The organism is Streptomyces sp. MK37H, assembly GCF_018035285.1.
In the GTDB taxonomy this organism is placed as follows: Bacteria; Actinomycetota; Actinomycetes; order Streptomycetales; family Streptomycetaceae; genus Streptomyces; species Streptomyces endocoffeicus.
The window spans coordinates 1-13,890 of record NZ_JAAAYH010000075.1; the positions used below are offsets into that span (position 1 = coordinate 1).

Sequence of the window (13,890 nt, forward strand, 5' to 3'; positions counted from 1 at the left end):
GACGCCCGCGCTCGCCCGCGAGAACACCGTCTACCGCAAGGTCGTACGCCGCATCGTCCCCTTCCTCATCCTGGCTTACGTGGCCTCCTACCTGGACCGGGTCAACGTCGGCTTCGCAAAGCTCCAGATGTCCGATGACCTCGGGTTCAGCGAGGCGGCGTACGGCCTGGGGGCGGGCCTGTTCTTCATCGGCTACTTCCTTCTGGAGGTGCCCTCGAACCTGATGCTGCAACGCGTCGGGGCCCGCACCTGGATCGCCCGCATCATGATCAGCTGGGGCCTGGTCTCGGCGGCGTTCATGTTCGTCACCAACGAGGCGACGTTCTACGTGCTGAGGTTTCTGCTCGGTGCCGCGGAGGCGGGGTTCTACCCCGGGGTGATCCTCTACTGCACCTACTGGTTCCCCTCGCACCGCCGGGCCCGGGTGATCGCGATGTTCATGTCGGCCATCCCGGTGGCGGGCATCTTCGGCAATCCGCTCTCCGGGTGGATCATGGACAGTTTCCAGGGTGTGAACGGCTGGCAGGGCTGGCAGTGGATGTTCCTGCTGGAGGCGGTCCCCGCGCTCCTCGTCGGTGTCGTCACGCTCTTCTACCTGGACGACGGCGTGCGGGACGCGAAGTGGCTGACCGATGAGGAGAAGGCCGTCGTCGAGCAAGCGGTCGCCGACGACAGCGCGCACCGGACCGTGCACGGCCGGGTCCTGGACGCCTTCCGTGAACCCAGGGTGTGGCTGATGTGCCTCATCTACTTCTGCTTCGTGATGGGCCAGTACGCCCTGACCTTCTGGATGCCCACGTTCGTCGAGTCCACCGGCATCGACGGCAACCTCGCGATCGGCGTGCTCAGCGCCGTGCCGTTCCTTGTCGCCCTCGTCGCGATGAACCTGTTCGGCCGCTCGGCGGACAGGCGCCGCGAGCGCCGCTGGCATCTGGTCATTCCGAGCCTCATGGGCGCCGTCGGGTTCTCGCTGTCCGCCGTGTGGAACGGGTCGACCGCGCTGTCCCTGACCGCGCTGTCCGTGGCCGCCGCCGGGGTGCTGACCTGCGCTCCGCTGTTCTGGTCGCTCCCCACCGCGTTCCTGGGCGGCACCGCAGCGGCGGCGGGTCTTGCCATCATCAACTCGGTGGGCAACCTCGCCGGTTTCGTCAGCCCCTACATGATCGGCGCGCTCAAGGACGCCACCGGCTCGGCGTCGATCCCGATGTACGTCCTGGCCCTCACTCTGGTCGTGGGCGCCGCCGCGGTGCTCACCACGAAGAAGCAGGTCGTCAACCGCTGACCGGGACCTCCCGGCCCGAACGCAGGAGCCAGCATGCCGAGGTTCGCCGCGAACCTGTCCATGATGTACACCGAACACGACTTCCTCGACCGCTTCGCCGCCGCGGCGGCGGACGGCTTCGAGGCCGTCGAGTACCTCTTCCCCTACGCGTACGACGCCACCGAGCTGCGCCGCAGGCTCGACGACCACGGTCTGAGGCAGGTGCTCTTCAACGCGCCTCCCGGCGCCTGGGAGTCCGGGGAGCGCGGGATCGCGGCGCTGCCCGGGCGCGAGGCGGAGGTGCGCTCCGGGATCGGCCGGGCCCTGGAGTACGCGGCGGAGCTCGGCTGCCCACGGGTGCATGTGATGGCCGGGCTGGTGGGATCGGGCGATTCGGCCAAGCACCGCGACACCTATCTGGCCAATCTCGCCTGGGCCGCGGAACGGGCCGCCGCGGCGGGCGTCGACATCCTGATCGAGCCGATCAACGGCCGCGACATGCCCGGCTACTTCCTGAACCGGCAGTCCGAAGCGCACACCGTGGTACGGGAGGTGGCGGCCCCGAACCTCAAGGTGCAACTCGACCTCTACCACTGCCAGATCGTCGAAGGCGACCTCACCACGACCCTGCGCCGTGACCTGCCGACCGGCCGGGTCGGCCATCTGCAGATCGCGGGCGTACCCGATCGCCATGAGCCCGACCGGGGCGAGCTCGACATCCGCCATCTGTTCGGCGTCATCGACGACCTGGGCTTCGACGGGTGGATCGGCTGTGAGTACATCCCCCGCGCCGGTACGAGCGAGGGGCTCGGCTGGCGACACGACTACCGAGGAGACAACGCATGAGGATCGTCATCACGGGTGGCTTCGGCTTCCTGGGCCGGCGGGTCGCCGCCGCACTGCTCACGTCACGGACGTTCCGCGGTGCGCCGATCGACCGGCTGGTGCTCGCCGACCGCGTGGTGCCGCCCGGTTCGGCGGCGGACGACCCTCTCGTGGACATCGTCCAGGGCGATCTGGCCGACCGGCTGGACGAGGTGTTCGCGGAGCCGGTGGATGTGCTGATCCATCTCGCCTCCGCGGTCTCGGCCGAGTGCGAGGCCGACTTCGACCTCGGTATGCGCGCCAATGTGGACACCACACGCGCGGTGCTGGAGGCCGCGCGGGCCCAGTCGGCCGCCGGCGGGCCGATGCCGCGGGTGGTGTTCTCCAGCAGCGTCGCCGTCTACGGTTCCGACCCCGCGCTGCCGCTGCCGCCGGTCGTCAGCGAGTCGACCCTGCCCACACCGCGGTCGAGCTACGGGATCCAGAAGCTCGTCTGCGAGCAGCTGATCGCGGACTACACCCGCCGCGGTTTCCTGGACGGGCGCGTTGCCCGTCTGATGACCGTGTCGGTACGGCCGGGCAAGCCGAACGCGGCCGCCTCCGGCTTTCTGTCCGGCATCATCCGCGAGCCGCTCGCGGGCCTCCCGGCCACCTGCCCGGTCCACCCCGAGCTGAAGGTGGCCCTGGCCTCGCCACGGCGCACCGTCGAGGGCATCCTCCGCGTCGCGGAGGCCGAGCGCGGCGCCGGGCCGGGCCGGATCGACGGCGGGGTACCGGTCAACCTTCCAGCGCTCACGGTCTCGGTCGCCGACATGCTGCGCACGCTGCGGCAGGTGGCCGGCGACGCCGTCGCCGACCTGGTGACGATCGCGCCCGACCCCGACGTCGAGGCCATCGTCGGCTCATGGCCCGCCGTGTTCGACAACGCACGGGCCGCCGCGCTCGGGCTGGCCCCCGACCCGGATTTCGCCTCGGTGGTGCGCGCCTACACCGAAGACCACGCCGACGCGGTCATGGACGGTGCGCACCCTTAGAGCCTGGGCGACCGGGACGGTGCCGATAAACTGAAGACCATGTTCTCCAAGGTGAGCGGTCCCGTGCGGCTCGCGGATCGGGTCGCGGCGATACTCTCGGAAGAGATCGAGTCCGGACGGCTGGCCGAGGGCGACAAGCTCCCGACCGAAGTGGAGCTGGTCAAGCAGCTGGGCGTCAGCCGGACCGTCGTACGCGAGGCCGTGTCCCGGCTGCGCAACGCGGGCCTGGTCGAACCCCGTCAGGGGCTCGGTGTGTTCGTGATGCCGCGCCGCACCCGGCCGCTCGACCTGGAGGCCGAGACCGCCGAGGACACCAAGTCCAAGGTGCGGCAGATCGTAGAGGTGCGCCGCCCGATCGAGGGCGAGGCGGCGTACCTCGCGGCCACCCGGGCCACCCCGGCCGACCTCGCCCGGATGCGCCAGGCACTGGAGGCCATCGACACGGCGGTGGCGGCCGGCGGCGACGGCGTGGACGAGGATCTCGCCTTCCACCGTTCCGTCGCCGAATCGACCGGGAACGCGGTGATGCTCTCCACGCTGCGCTACCTCGGCGAGGTGCTGCGCGGCGGAATCCGCGTCACGCGTGCGAACGAGGCACGCCGCGGCGACTTCCTCGAAGCGGTCCGGCAGGAGCACCACGCGATCCTGGCCGCCATCGAGGCCCGCGACGCCGAGGCGGCCCGCGACGCGGCGCTGCTCCACCTGAGTCACGCGGCGTCCCGGCTGCAGGACGCGGACGAGGGGTTCTGGACCGAGACCGAGAACCTCGAGGTGGATCTCGACGCCGCCCCCTGAGGCGCAATGTGCGGCGCGCGTCGTTCGGCCGATGTGCGGCGCGCGTCGTTCAGCGGCTCGGGGGTGGCGTGATGGATTCGGTGGGTGCCTCGGCCGCGGCGTCGGCGAAGCGGCGGGCCAGGTGGGCGAAGGCTTCCCTCAGCTCGGTCGGCCCGATGACCTCGATGTCGGCGTCGAACCTGCCGATGGTGGCGGCCAGTCCGGGCCAGGACCACGCGCCCAGGACGAGTCGGCAGCGGTCCGGGCCGAGTTCCTCGACGACTCCGTCCCGGGTATAGGTGGACACGACGGAGGCGGGCAGGTCGAGAATGACCTCGCCTCGGCACGGCCGGCCGCCCGAGCCGTCGGAGCCCTGGAACCTGCTCGCGACGAAGGCGGCCACATCCCCTCCGGGCACATCGCGCGGGGTGAACCGTGGCCCCGTGGGGGTACGCGGGGTGATCCGGTCGACGCGGAAGGTGCGCCAGTCGTCACGGTCGAGGTCCCAGGCGACGAGATACCAGCGCCCGCCCCGGGTGACGAGGTGGTGTGGCTCCACCCGCCGCGGTGGAGTGACGGCGGGGTCGGCATCGTAGGCATCCGGTGCGGACACGCGGGCGTAGTCGAAGCGCAGCACCTCGCGGGCGCGGACGGCCGCGCTGAGGGTCATGAGCGCCTGTGGGCCGACGTGCGGATTCGGCCGGGTATCCGCGCCGTCCACGGCGGTGACCTGGAGTGCGTCGATGCGATGGCGCAGCCGCGCGGGCATCACCTGCCGCACGGTGCTCAGCGCACGCGCCGCCGCTTCCTCGATCCCCGCCCCGGTGGCGGTGGCGGTCTGCAGCGCCACGGCGAGGGCCACGGCCTGGTCGTCGTCGAACAGCAGCGGCGGCAGGTCCGACCCGGCGCCGAGCCGATAGCCCCCGTCCGGCCCCTTGGCGGCCACGATGGGATAGCCGAGTTCGCGCAGGCGGTCGACATCGCGGCGCACGGTGCGCGGGCTGACGTCCAGCCGCTCAGCCAGCAGCTGCCCCGGCCAGTCCCGGCGCGCCTGGAGCAGGGAGAGCAGTGACAGCAGTCGCGCTGATGTCTTCGGCATGACACCGATTCTGCCCGGAGAAGCGGCCACATCCTGTCCGCTACCCCTGCGACGGTTGTCCTCGTCAGACGACGAGAACAACCGAAGGACCCGATCACTGTGACCGCCACCACCACTCCCGCCACCACTCTCGACGGCGAGCGGGCCGACCTGCTCGCCGAACTCGCCACCGCGCGATCCGCCCTGACCAAGACGGTGCGCGAGCTCGGCGACGAGCAGGCCGGCGAACGCCCGACGGTCAGCACGCTGTGCCTGGGCGGGCTGATCAAGCACGTCGCGGCCATCGAGGAAGGCTGGCTGCGCTTCGTCCTCGAAGGCCCGTCGGCGATGCGTTACGACCTGCCCGACGGTGTCACCTGGGCCGACCTCGCGGCCGGTACCGCACGGGAGATCCCGCAGTGGGCGATCGACAACCAGAACAACTTCCAGATGCTGCCCGGTGAGACGCTGGCCGGGATCCTCCAGCGCTACGAGGAGGTCGCCACCCGGAGCGAGGAGATCATCACCGCCGTCCCCGACCTGTCGGCGACGCACCCGCTGCCCGAGGCGCCCTGGAACGAGCCGGGCGCGGCGCACAGCGTGCGCCGGGTGCTGATGCATGTCATCGCCGAGACCGCCCAGCACGCCGGGCACGCGGACATCATCCGCGAGTCGCTCGACGGGCAGAAGTCCGGCTGACCGCCGACCGGATCTCCTCGGAACCGTGCCGGTGACGGCCGTCACTGGCACGGTTCCGGAACCCAAGAGCCAAGGAACCGAAGGGAACGGCACGACTGTGAAGACGCGTGAGCTGGGGCGGACCGGTATCCGGGTCAGCCCCTACTGTCTGGGCACGATGATGTTCGGCCAGGCGGGCAACCCCGATCACGACGACTGTGTCCGGATCATCCACCGGGCGCTGGACTCGGGGATCAACTTCATCGACACCGCCGATGTGTACGGACCCCACGGGGAGTCCGAGGACATCGTGGGCAAGGCGCTGAAGGGGCGGCGTGACGACATCGTGCTGGCCACCAAGGTCAACGGCACGATGGGTGAGGACCCCAACCGTGGCGGCAGCTCCCGGCGCTGGATCATCACCGAGGTCGAGCAGTCGCTGCGGCGGCTGGGGACCGACCACATCGACCTCTATCAGGTACACCATCCCGACCCGCACACCGATATCGACGAGACGCTCTCCGCCCTGACCGATCTGGTGCGCAGCGGCAAGGTGCGCGCCATCGGGTCCTCCAACCTCCCGGCCTCGGAGATCGTCGAGGCGCAGTGGGTCGCCGACCGGCGCGGACTGCACCGCTTCCGCACCGAGCAGCCCCCGTACTCCATCCTCAACCGCGCCATCGAGCGGGAGGTCCTGCCGGTCTGCCGGCGCTACGGCATGGGCGTGCTGGTGTGGAGTCCGCTGGCGATGGGCCTGCTCACCGGCCGCTACCGCAAGGGCGGGCCCACGGTGCGGAACGCGCGGATGAAGTGGGTGCCCCGGCATCTGACCGACGAGCGCAAACTCGACGCCGTGGAGCAGCTCATCCCGCTGGCCGAGGAGGCCGGTCTGTCTTTGACCCACCTGGCGATGGCCTTCGCCATCACCCACCCCGGCGTCACCTCGGCCATCATCGGGCCACGCACCATGGAGCATCTGGAGGATCTCCTGGCCGGGGCCGCGGTCACCCTCGATGACGAGGTCCTCGACCGGATCGACCGGATCGTGGCGCCCGGAACCGACATCGGCCCGCTCGATGTGTCCTACACCCCGCCATCCGTCCAACGCCCGGCGCTACGGCGGCGATCGGCCGACGAGCGCGCCGCGGTGGCACGATGACCATTCTCGGCAACCGGGCGCTGGGCCGTGCGACGCTCGCCCGGCAGTTGCTGCTCGACCGGGCCGATATGCCGGTGCACAACGCCGTCGCGCATCTGTGTGGCATGCAGGCGCAGGAACCGCAGGAGCCGTTCACCGGGCTCTGGTCACGGCTGCGCGCGTTCGACCCGGGCGCACTGTCGGACCTGCTGACCGGGCGGAGCGTGGTGCGGACCCACCTCATGCGCCGCACGGTCCACCTCGTCACCGCCGATGACATCGTGGCCTGGCGAGCGCGCCACGACGCCATGCTGCGCCAGCGGGTGCTCGGGACCTACCGTCGTGAGCTGGAGGGGACAGACCTCGACGAACTCGCCGCCGCGGGCCGGGCGGTGATGGCCGACGGTGAGCCGCGCTCGATGGCCGAGCTGGTGCGGGCCCTGGCCGACCGCTGGCCCGCTCCGGCACCGCGGGCACTGGGCGAGATGCTGATCGCCGCCCTCGTCCCGGTGGTACAGACGCCGCCACGCGGGCTGTGGCGCTCCCGGGGAGGGGTGCGTAACGTCCTGCTCTCCTCCTGGCTGGGCCGACACGTGGACCCGCCCGCCCCCGACGGCGTCGACCCGGTCGGCCAGGCGCTGGTACGGCGCTATCTGGCCGCCTTCGGCCCCGCGGCCTCGGCCGATCTGCGCGCCTGGTGCGGCCTCGCCGGGCTCCCGGCCGCGGTGGCCGCGATACGGGAGGAGCTGGTCACCTTCCGCGATGAACGCGGCCGCGAGCTGTTCGACCTCCCCGACGCGCCACGTCCCGACCCCGATACCCCCGCGCCGGTGCGCTTCCTGCCCGCGTTCGACAACGCGATCCTCGGTTACCACGACCGCGGCCGGATCATCGACGACGCCCACCGCGGCCTGTCGGTCGCCGGGGAGCGCGTGGTGCTGGTGGATGGCCGTGTCGCCGCGACCTGGAGAGTGGACGCCGCCACCGTGGTCGTCACCCCGCTGGGCCGCCTCTCCTCAGCCGACCGTACCGCCGTCGGAGAGGAGGGCCGGGAACTGGCGTCGTTCCTCTCCGACGGCGAAAGCCACCGCGTACGCGTCGCCACGTCGTCAGGCTGAGCGATGCGAACGGGCCGCCCGCGTCATGGCGCGGGGTCCTGCTGGCGCAGGGGTGTGGTCTGGTCGCCGGGCGCGGGGCCGGCAGTCGGTACGGAACGGCCACGGGGGCGGGCGAAGTGACGCATCATCGGCACCTCGACACCGCGCCACAGCAGCAGCGACACCGCCACACAGAACGCCGACACCACCACGGACAACAGCACGGCGGTCACCGTGTCGAACGTCCGCCGGTCCAGCAGCACCCGGATCTCGTACAGCAGCGGGAAGTGGACCATGTACAGCGCGAACGACGCCTCGCCCAGCAGCACCAGGCCACGGCGCCCCAGCCAGCTCTCCCGCCCTTCGGTATCGCGGATGGCGATGGCCGGGATGAGGACGGCCATCGGCAGACAGGTCGCGGCTCCCCACAGGTACTCCTCCGGCAGCTCCGTGCGCGCCGCGAAGACTCCCGCCAGGGCGAGCAGCGGCCACCGCGGACGCAGCGTCGGCCAGCGGTCGAGCTGGACCGCCCGGGCGAGCACCAGTCCGAGGACGAACTCCAGCAGCCGCACCGGCGGGAAGAAGTAGATCAGCCACCAGCGCTCCGTCGAGAGCGGCGACCAACTCCCGGGAGCCGCCTCGTCGGTGACGGCCATCGCCACCAGCGGCATCGTCACCACCAGCCCCGCCACCAGGACGATCACCGGCCAGAGCAGCCGTTCCGGGAGCGCGCGCACCGGCCGGATCAGCAGGGGGAAGAGGAGGTAGAAGAACGCCTCGCAGGAGATGGACCAGGTCACCGGGTTGACGCTGCTGAAATCGGCCATGTCAGGGACCCAGGCGTGCACCAGCAGCAGATTCCGGACCGCCTCCCCCAGCCCCGGGTCCGGCACCGGAAGCAACGCGGCGGTGCCCGTCGCCATGAGCAGGCCCAGCATCAGTGACCAGGTCACGGCATGGTTGGGGAAGATCTTCACCAGTCGGCGGCGCCAGAACCGGACGGCGGTGTCGGCCGGAGAGGCGTTCCACGCCAGTACGAAACCGCTGAGCAGGAAGAACGAGGAGACCGCCGCCGCGCTCGCCATGGACGAGGCGTCAGCGGCCTCATAGACCCCCTGGTCCTCGAAGAATCTGCCCAGCGTCAGCACATGGCCCGCCAACACCACACCGGCCAGCAGAAAGCGAAGACCCGTCAACGACGGCAGCCGATCGCCACGCGGCAACACACCGGCCAAAGGAGACCCCTCCCCATACGAAAGCAGGCACAGCACCCACGAGCCTGCCCGTCGCACCGCCCCGGCCCCAATACCGCCCCTACGGGAACATCCGGGCGAACACCACCACCCGCGGAGGGGCGCGTCAGCGCGCGCCCGGGGGCACGGGCGAGAGCCGGTAGGCGTTCTCGTGGGTGATCACATGACCGGCGGTGGGCGGCGGGAAGTGGGTGCCGAGCAGGAGGGTGCCCGTGTCGGCGAGGGCGCCGAAGAGCTTGTGGCGGGTGGCCTCGGACTGCTCGGGGGCGATGTCGACGCACGAGCCGATGGCGGGGTGGGCGAGCTGGACGGGGTGGTGGACGCAGTCGCCCGTGATCAGCGCCCGCTCGTCGCGGCTGTCGAGCTGGAGGGCGATATGGCCGGGCGTGTGCCCGGGCGTGGGGATCAGCCGCAGCCCGGGGATGACCTCGGTGCCCTCGTCCGGGACGTCGACCAGATCGAGCCGTCCGGCGTCCTCGACCGGAATCACGGAGTCGAGGAACATCTGGGTGCGCGGCTCGTCCATGTCGTAGGTCGCCCAGAACTCCCGCTCGGCGCGGGAGGTGAGGTAGCGCGCGTGCGGAAAGGTGGGCACCCATGCGCCCTCCACCTCATGGGTGTTCCAGCCGACGTGGTCGGTGTGCAGATGAGTGAGGATCACCAGGTCGATGGATTCCCGGGGGAACCCGGCGGCGGCCAGGCGCTCCAGGTAGTCGGTCCGCAGATCGTGCCAGGCCGGGTTGGCCCGTGTCTTGCCGTTGCCGATGCCGGTGTCGACCAGGACCCGCGCCCCGCTCACCTCGAAGGCGAAGCTGTGGCTGGCGATACGCAGGGTGCCGTCCTGGTCGGCGAAGTCGGGGCGCAGCCAGTCCTGTCGCGAGACCACGTCCGTGGTGGCGTCGGGCAGCAGCCATGGCCCGGTCTGCGGGGGCAGGAGCACCTCGTCGACGCGGTGGACGGCGATGTCGCCCACGGTCCAGAGGGGGATGTCGATGGCCTGGGGTGTGTGCATGGTCCGCCCTTTCTAAACGCAATCCGTTTGCCTTAAGGCACCGTAGGCCCTACAGTCAACTAACGCAAACGGTTAGCTTTTGCCTCGATGAGATCGATGAGGGAGACACCTTGTCCGCCGCTGAACTCACCCCTCCGGAGGCGGCCCGCTGGGCCGCACGCGCCGGGCTCCCGCTGCCGGCCGAGCGCCACGCCGCCGCGGCGGCCACCGCCAATCACATCCACGCCGTCGTCGCCGTCCTGCGCGAGCTGGACTTCGGCGACACCCCGCCTGCCTCCGCCTACCGCGCGGGAGAGGAGCAGCGCGATGCGGCCGTATGAGCTGACCCTCACCGCGGCCGCCGACGCGATCCGGACCGGCCGACTGTCCCCCGTCGAGCTGGTGGACTCCGTCCTGGACCGCCTCGAGCGGCTGGAACCCCAGCTGAACGCCTACGCCACGGTGACGGCGGAGCAGGCGCGCCGGGCGGCGCGCGAGGCCGCGGACGACGCCGCGGCCGGCCGCCTCCGCGGCCCGCTGCACGGCATCCCGATGGGCCTGAAGGACCTGATCGACGTCGCGGGCGTGGCCACCACCGCGAGCTCCCGGGTCCGCGCCGACCACCGCGCCCAGGCGGACAGCACGGCCGCCGCCCGTCTGAGCGCGTCCGGCGCGGTCCTGGTCGGCAAGACCCACACCCATGAGTTCGCCTACGGGCTGACCACTCCGCAGACCCACAACGCCTGGGACACCGGCCGGGTCGCGGGCGGCTCCAGCGGCGGATCCGCCGTGGCCGTCGCCGCGGGCACCGCGGCCTTCGCCCTGGGCACCGACACCGGCGGATCCATCCGCGTCCCCGCCGCGCTCAACGGGGTCGTCGGCCTCAAGCCGACGTACGGTCTCGTCCCCCGCCACGGCGTCACCTCCCTGTCGTGGTCGCTGGACCACGTCGGCCCCCTCACCCGCACCGTCGAGGACCAGGCCCTGGTCCTGGCGGTCCTGGCCGGGCACGACCCCCGCGACCCCGCCTCGCTGACCGTCCCCGCGCGGGACTACCGGCCGGGCGCGGCCGAGGACCTGACGGGACTGCGCGTCGGTGTGCCGCGCAACTATTACTTCGAGCACGTCGACGCGGAGGTGGAGGCCGCGGTACGGCGGGCCGTCGACCGGCTCGAGTCCCTCGGCGCCCGCCTCGTCGAGGTCGAGATCCCCATGACCCGCTACATCCAGGCCACGCAGTGGGGCCTGATGGTGCCGGAGGCCACCGCGTACCACGAGCGCACCCTGCGCACGGCACCGGAGCTGTACCAGGCGGACGTGCGCATCCTGCTGGAGGCGGGCGAACTGATGCCCGCCGGGGACTATCTGCGCGCCCAGCGCTCCCGGACCCTGATGCGGCGGGAGTGGGCGCGCATGCTGGCGGACGTCGATGTGATCGCCGCCCCGACGGTCCCGGCGACCGCGGTGAAGGCCGGCCAGGAGACGATCACCTGGCCGGACGGCACCGTCGAAGCCGTCTCCGACGCCTATGTGCGCCTCTCGGCCCCCGCCAACCTCACCGGGGTGCCGTCACTGTCCGTCCCGGTCGGCCACGACACGGCGGGTCTGCCGATCGGTATGCAGCTGCTCGGGCGGCCGCTCGGGGAGAGCGTGCTCCTGCGGGTCGGCCACGCCTACGAGCGAACGCGGCCCGCCCGCGAGCCGGCATCGGCGGCCTGACACGTCCACTGAGTGCCCCGGGGGCACCGCTTCCCCAGAAGCAACAGATTTGCTTTAAGGTGGGAAGAATGAGCAGGCAGATGGCGCGCCCCGGGGGGCGCAGCGCCCGGGTCCAGGCATCGGTGCACACCGCCGTGCGCGAACTGGAGGCGGAGGTGGGCCGCGACGGTCTTACGGTGCCGCTGATCGCCCAGCGCGCGGGCGTCACCCCCTCCACGATCTACCGCCGCTGGGGAGACCTCACCCAACTGCTGTCGGACGTGGCGGTCGAGCGCCTGCGGCCCGAGACCACGCCCCAGGACCACGGCGGTCTGGAGTCCGATCTGACGGCCTGGGCCGAGCAGTTCCTCGACGAGATGGCCTCCCCGGCCGGACGCGCCTACATCCGCGACGCCCTGCTCGGCGACCCGGACGGCAGCAACGCCGGCCGGTGCTCGGCCTACGCCGCCGACCAGGTCGATGTCATCCTGACCCGCGCGGCCGAACGCGGGGAGGACACCCCCGGCGTCGAGACGGTCGTCGACCACATCGTGGCGCCCCTGATGTACCGCATCCTCTTCCGCCCCGCCGGGCTCGACGCCACGCATGCCCGCGGACTCGTGGCGGGGCTCCTCGAAGGGAACGCCGCCGAGAAGTGAGACCAGCCGGTGAGCGCCGGGTGAGTCAGCCGCGCGGGGCCGGAGTGCGCAGGAAGTCCGAGAGCGCCTCCAGCAGCCGGTCCACGTCCTCGGCACTGGTGTAGGGGGCCAGGCCGATGCGCAGTCCCCCGGTGTCGCCCAGGCCCAGCCTGCGGGATGCCTCCACCGCGTAGAACGAGCCGGAGGGGGCGTCGACGCCACGGCCTGCGAGGTAGCGGTAGGCATCGGTGGTGTCGCGGCCGTCGATGGTCAGCAGCACGGTCGGGGTGCGGTCCGCGGCCCGGGAGTGGATGGTGAGCGGGTCGAGGGCGGAAAGGCCCTCGTCGATGCGCCCGCGCAGGGTGGCCTCGTGCTCCTCGAGGGCCGCGAACGACGACGCCAGCCGCTCCCTGCGGCTGCCTTCCGCGCCGGGGTCCAGGGTGGCGAGGAAGTCGACGGCGGCGCGGGTGCCGGCGAGGAATTCATAGGGAAGGGTGCCGAATTCGAAGCGCTCGGGGACGGCGTTCGTCGAGGGGAGCAGCTTGTCCGGGGTCAGGGTCTCCAGGAGCTCGGGGCTGCCTGCCAGCACGCCGAGGTGGGGGCCGAGGAACTTGTAGGGGGAGCAGACGAAGAAGTCCGCTTCGAGCCGCCGGATGTCGACGTGGGCGTGGGCGGCGTAGTGCACGCCGTCCACGTGGAGCAGCGCCCCGGCCGCGTGCACCCGCCGGGAGATCTCCGGGATATCCGGGCGGGTGCCGATCAGGTTAGAGGCGGCGGTGACCGCGACCAGCCGGGTGCGGTCGCCGAGCTGGGCGCTGATGTCATCGGGGGTCAGCTCGCCGGTGGCGGGGTCGAAGTCGGCCCAGCGCACGGTGGCCCCGACGGCTTCGGCGGCCTGGACCCAGGGGCGGATGTTGGAGTCATGGTCCAGCCGGGACACCACCACCTCGTCCCCCGGCGACCAGGTCTTGGCGAGGGTGCGGGAGAAGTCGTAGATGAGGGCGGTGGCGCTGCGCCCGAAGACGATCCCGGCCGGGTCGGCGCCGAGCAGATCGGCCATGGCCTGCCGGGCCGACTGGACGAGGGCCTCGGCGTTGCGCTCCCCCGCGGTGAGGTGGCCGCGGTTGGCCAGGGGGTTGGCCAGCGCGTCGGAGATGGCCTCGATGACGGGGAGCGGGGTCTGGGTGCCTCCCGGGCCGTCGAAGTGGGCCGACCCGGCCTTCAGCGCGGGGAACTGTGCGCGGATGGCGGTGATGTCGTATGTCACGAGCGGCTCCTTGCAGAGTGCCTTGGCGAGCGGGTGACCAGGGCGATCTTAGGCAGGCCCGGGTGCGGAACGGCAGGGGGCGAGGACGGCCGCCGCCGGGGAGAGGACGGCCCGCCGCGCCGGGGAGACGTGTCCGGCGCCCGGACGGCCACCCTGAT

The 13,890-nt window shown here is 71.7% G+C and carries 14 protein-coding genes; 10 read left to right on the forward strand and 4 right to left on the reverse strand.

Going from position 1 to position 13,890, the window contains the following annotated elements; genetic code table 11:
• From GWI24_RS13705 to GWI24_RS13720, 4 genes are all read left to right on the forward strand, one after another.
• On the forward strand, window positions 1–1,282 hold a 1,282-nt coding region (locus GWI24_RS13705; protein ID WP_210946225.1), incomplete at its 5' end, for an MFS transporter.
• 33 nt (window positions 1,283–1,315) lie between these two features.
• Window positions 1,316–2,107, forward strand: a complete 792-nt coding sequence (gene otnI / locus GWI24_RS13710) for a 2-oxo-tetronate isomerase (RefSeq protein WP_210946226.1) — start codon at window positions 1,316–1,318, stop codon at window positions 2,105–2,107.
• Complete coding sequence (denD, locus tag GWI24_RS13715) at window positions 2,104–3,120, forward strand: D-erythronate dehydrogenase (RefSeq protein ID WP_210946227.1); 1,017 nt, start codon at window positions 2,104–2,106, stop codon at window positions 3,118–3,120. The genes otnI and denD overlap by 4 nt, the downstream gene beginning before the upstream one ends.
• Before the next feature lie 39 nt (window positions 3,121–3,159).
• Window positions 3,160–3,915 carry a FadR/GntR family transcriptional regulator gene (locus GWI24_RS13720; RefSeq protein WP_210946228.1) on the forward strand — a complete coding sequence of 252 codons (756 nt, stop codon included), beginning with the start codon at window positions 3,160–3,162 and terminating at the stop codon, window positions 3,913–3,915.
• A 49-nt stretch (window positions 3,916–3,964) separates the two neighbouring features.
• On the opposite strand, the gene GWI24_RS13725 is transcribed toward GWI24_RS13720, so the two are convergent.
• Window positions 3,965–4,993 carry a YafY family protein gene (locus GWI24_RS13725; RefSeq protein ID WP_210946229.1) on the reverse strand — a complete coding sequence of 343 codons (1,029 nt, stop codon included), beginning with the start codon at window positions 4,991–4,993 and terminating at the stop codon, window positions 3,965–3,967.
• A 99-nt stretch (window positions 4,994–5,092) separates the two neighbouring features.
• Between GWI24_RS13725 and GWI24_RS13730 the strand changes: the two genes are divergently transcribed.
• From GWI24_RS13730 to GWI24_RS13740, 3 genes are all read left to right on the forward strand, one after another.
• Window positions 5,093–5,671, forward strand: coding sequence for a DinB family protein (locus GWI24_RS13730; protein WP_210946230.1), 579 nt, complete (start codon window positions 5,093–5,095; stop codon window positions 5,669–5,671).
• A gap of 97 nt (window positions 5,672–5,768) precedes the next feature.
• Window positions 5,769–6,809, forward strand: coding sequence for an aldo/keto reductase (locus GWI24_RS13735; protein ID WP_210946231.1), 1,041 nt, complete (start codon window positions 5,769–5,771; stop codon window positions 6,807–6,809).
• The gene (locus GWI24_RS13740) at window positions 6,806–7,906 is read left to right on the forward strand and encodes a winged helix DNA-binding domain-containing protein (RefSeq protein WP_210946232.1); all 1,101 of its coding nucleotides are present in this window, start codon (window positions 6,806–6,808) and stop codon (window positions 7,904–7,906) included. Before GWI24_RS13735 ends, GWI24_RS13740 begins: the two co-directional genes overlap by 4 nt.
• 23 nt (window positions 7,907–7,929) lie before the next feature.
• Here GWI24_RS13740 and GWI24_RS13745 read toward each other — a convergent pair whose 3' ends face one another.
• Together GWI24_RS13745 and GWI24_RS13750 are read right to left on the reverse strand one after the other, a co-directional pair.
• On the reverse strand, window positions 7,930–9,081 hold the full coding sequence (locus GWI24_RS13745; protein ID WP_210946233.1) for an acyltransferase: 1,152 nt from the start codon (window positions 9,079–9,081) through the stop codon (window positions 7,930–7,932).
• 163 nt (window positions 9,082–9,244) lie between these two features.
• The gene (locus tag GWI24_RS13750) at window positions 9,245–10,150 is read right to left on the reverse strand and encodes an MBL fold metallo-hydrolase (RefSeq protein ID WP_210946234.1); all 906 of its coding nucleotides are present in this window, start codon (window positions 10,148–10,150) and stop codon (window positions 9,245–9,247) included.
• A gap of 110 nt (window positions 10,151–10,260) precedes the next feature.
• Between GWI24_RS13750 and GWI24_RS13755 the strand changes: the two genes are divergently transcribed.
• The 3 genes from GWI24_RS13755 (at window position 10,261) to GWI24_RS13765 (ending at window position 12,486) form a co-directional block, all read left to right on the forward strand.
• A complete protein-coding gene (locus GWI24_RS13755) occupies window positions 10,261–10,470 on the forward strand; it encodes a hypothetical protein (protein WP_210946235.1) in 210 nt (69 codons plus the stop codon).
• On the forward strand, window positions 10,457–11,848 hold the full coding sequence (locus GWI24_RS13760) for an amidase (RefSeq protein WP_210946236.1): 1,392 nt from the start codon (window positions 10,457–10,459) through the stop codon (window positions 11,846–11,848). Before GWI24_RS13755 ends, GWI24_RS13760 begins: the two co-directional genes overlap by 14 nt.
• Before the next feature lie 68 nt (window positions 11,849–11,916).
• Entirely contained in the window at window positions 11,917–12,486 is a 570-nt protein-coding gene (locus GWI24_RS13765) for a TetR/AcrR family transcriptional regulator (RefSeq protein ID WP_247616308.1), read from the forward strand.
• Window positions 12,487–12,511: 25 nt separating this feature from the next.
• Here GWI24_RS13765 and GWI24_RS13770 read toward each other — a convergent pair whose 3' ends face one another.
• On the reverse strand, window positions 12,512–13,732 hold the full coding sequence (locus GWI24_RS13770) for a cysteine desulfurase-like protein (RefSeq protein ID WP_210946237.1): 1,221 nt from the start codon (window positions 13,730–13,732) through the stop codon (window positions 12,512–12,514).
• Between the last annotated feature and the right edge of the window lie 158 nt (window positions 13,733–13,890).

Excerpts from the sequence above, each read along its gene's own strand:
- GWI24_RS13740 (WP_210946232.1), top strand. The coding sequence starts at position 6,806 with ATGACCATTCTCGGCAACCGGGCGCTGGGCCGTGCGACGCTCGCCCGG.
- otnI (WP_210946226.1), top strand. The coding sequence starts at position 1,316 with ATGCCGAGGTTCGCCGCGAACCTGTCCATGATGTACACCGAACACGAC.
- denD (WP_210946227.1), top strand. The coding sequence starts at position 2,104 with ATGAGGATCGTCATCACGGGTGGCTTCGGCTTCCTGGGCCGGCGGGTC.
- GWI24_RS13760 (WP_210946236.1), top strand. The coding sequence starts at position 10,457 with ATGCGGCCGTATGAGCTGACCCTCACCGCGGCCGCCGACGCGATCCGG.
- GWI24_RS13765 (WP_247616308.1), top strand. The coding sequence starts at position 11,917 with ATGAGCAGGCAGATGGCGCGCCCCGGGGGGCGCAGCGCCCGGGTCCAG.
- GWI24_RS13725 (WP_210946229.1), bottom strand. The coding sequence starts at position 4,993 with ATGCCGAAGACATCAGCGCGACTGCTGTCACTGCTCTCCCTGCTCCAG.
- GWI24_RS13720 (WP_210946228.1), top strand. The coding sequence starts at position 3,160 with ATGTTCTCCAAGGTGAGCGGTCCCGTGCGGCTCGCGGATCGGGTCGCG.
- GWI24_RS13750 (WP_210946234.1), bottom strand. The coding sequence starts at position 10,150 with ATGCACACACCCCAGGCCATCGACATCCCCCTCTGGACCGTGGGCGAC.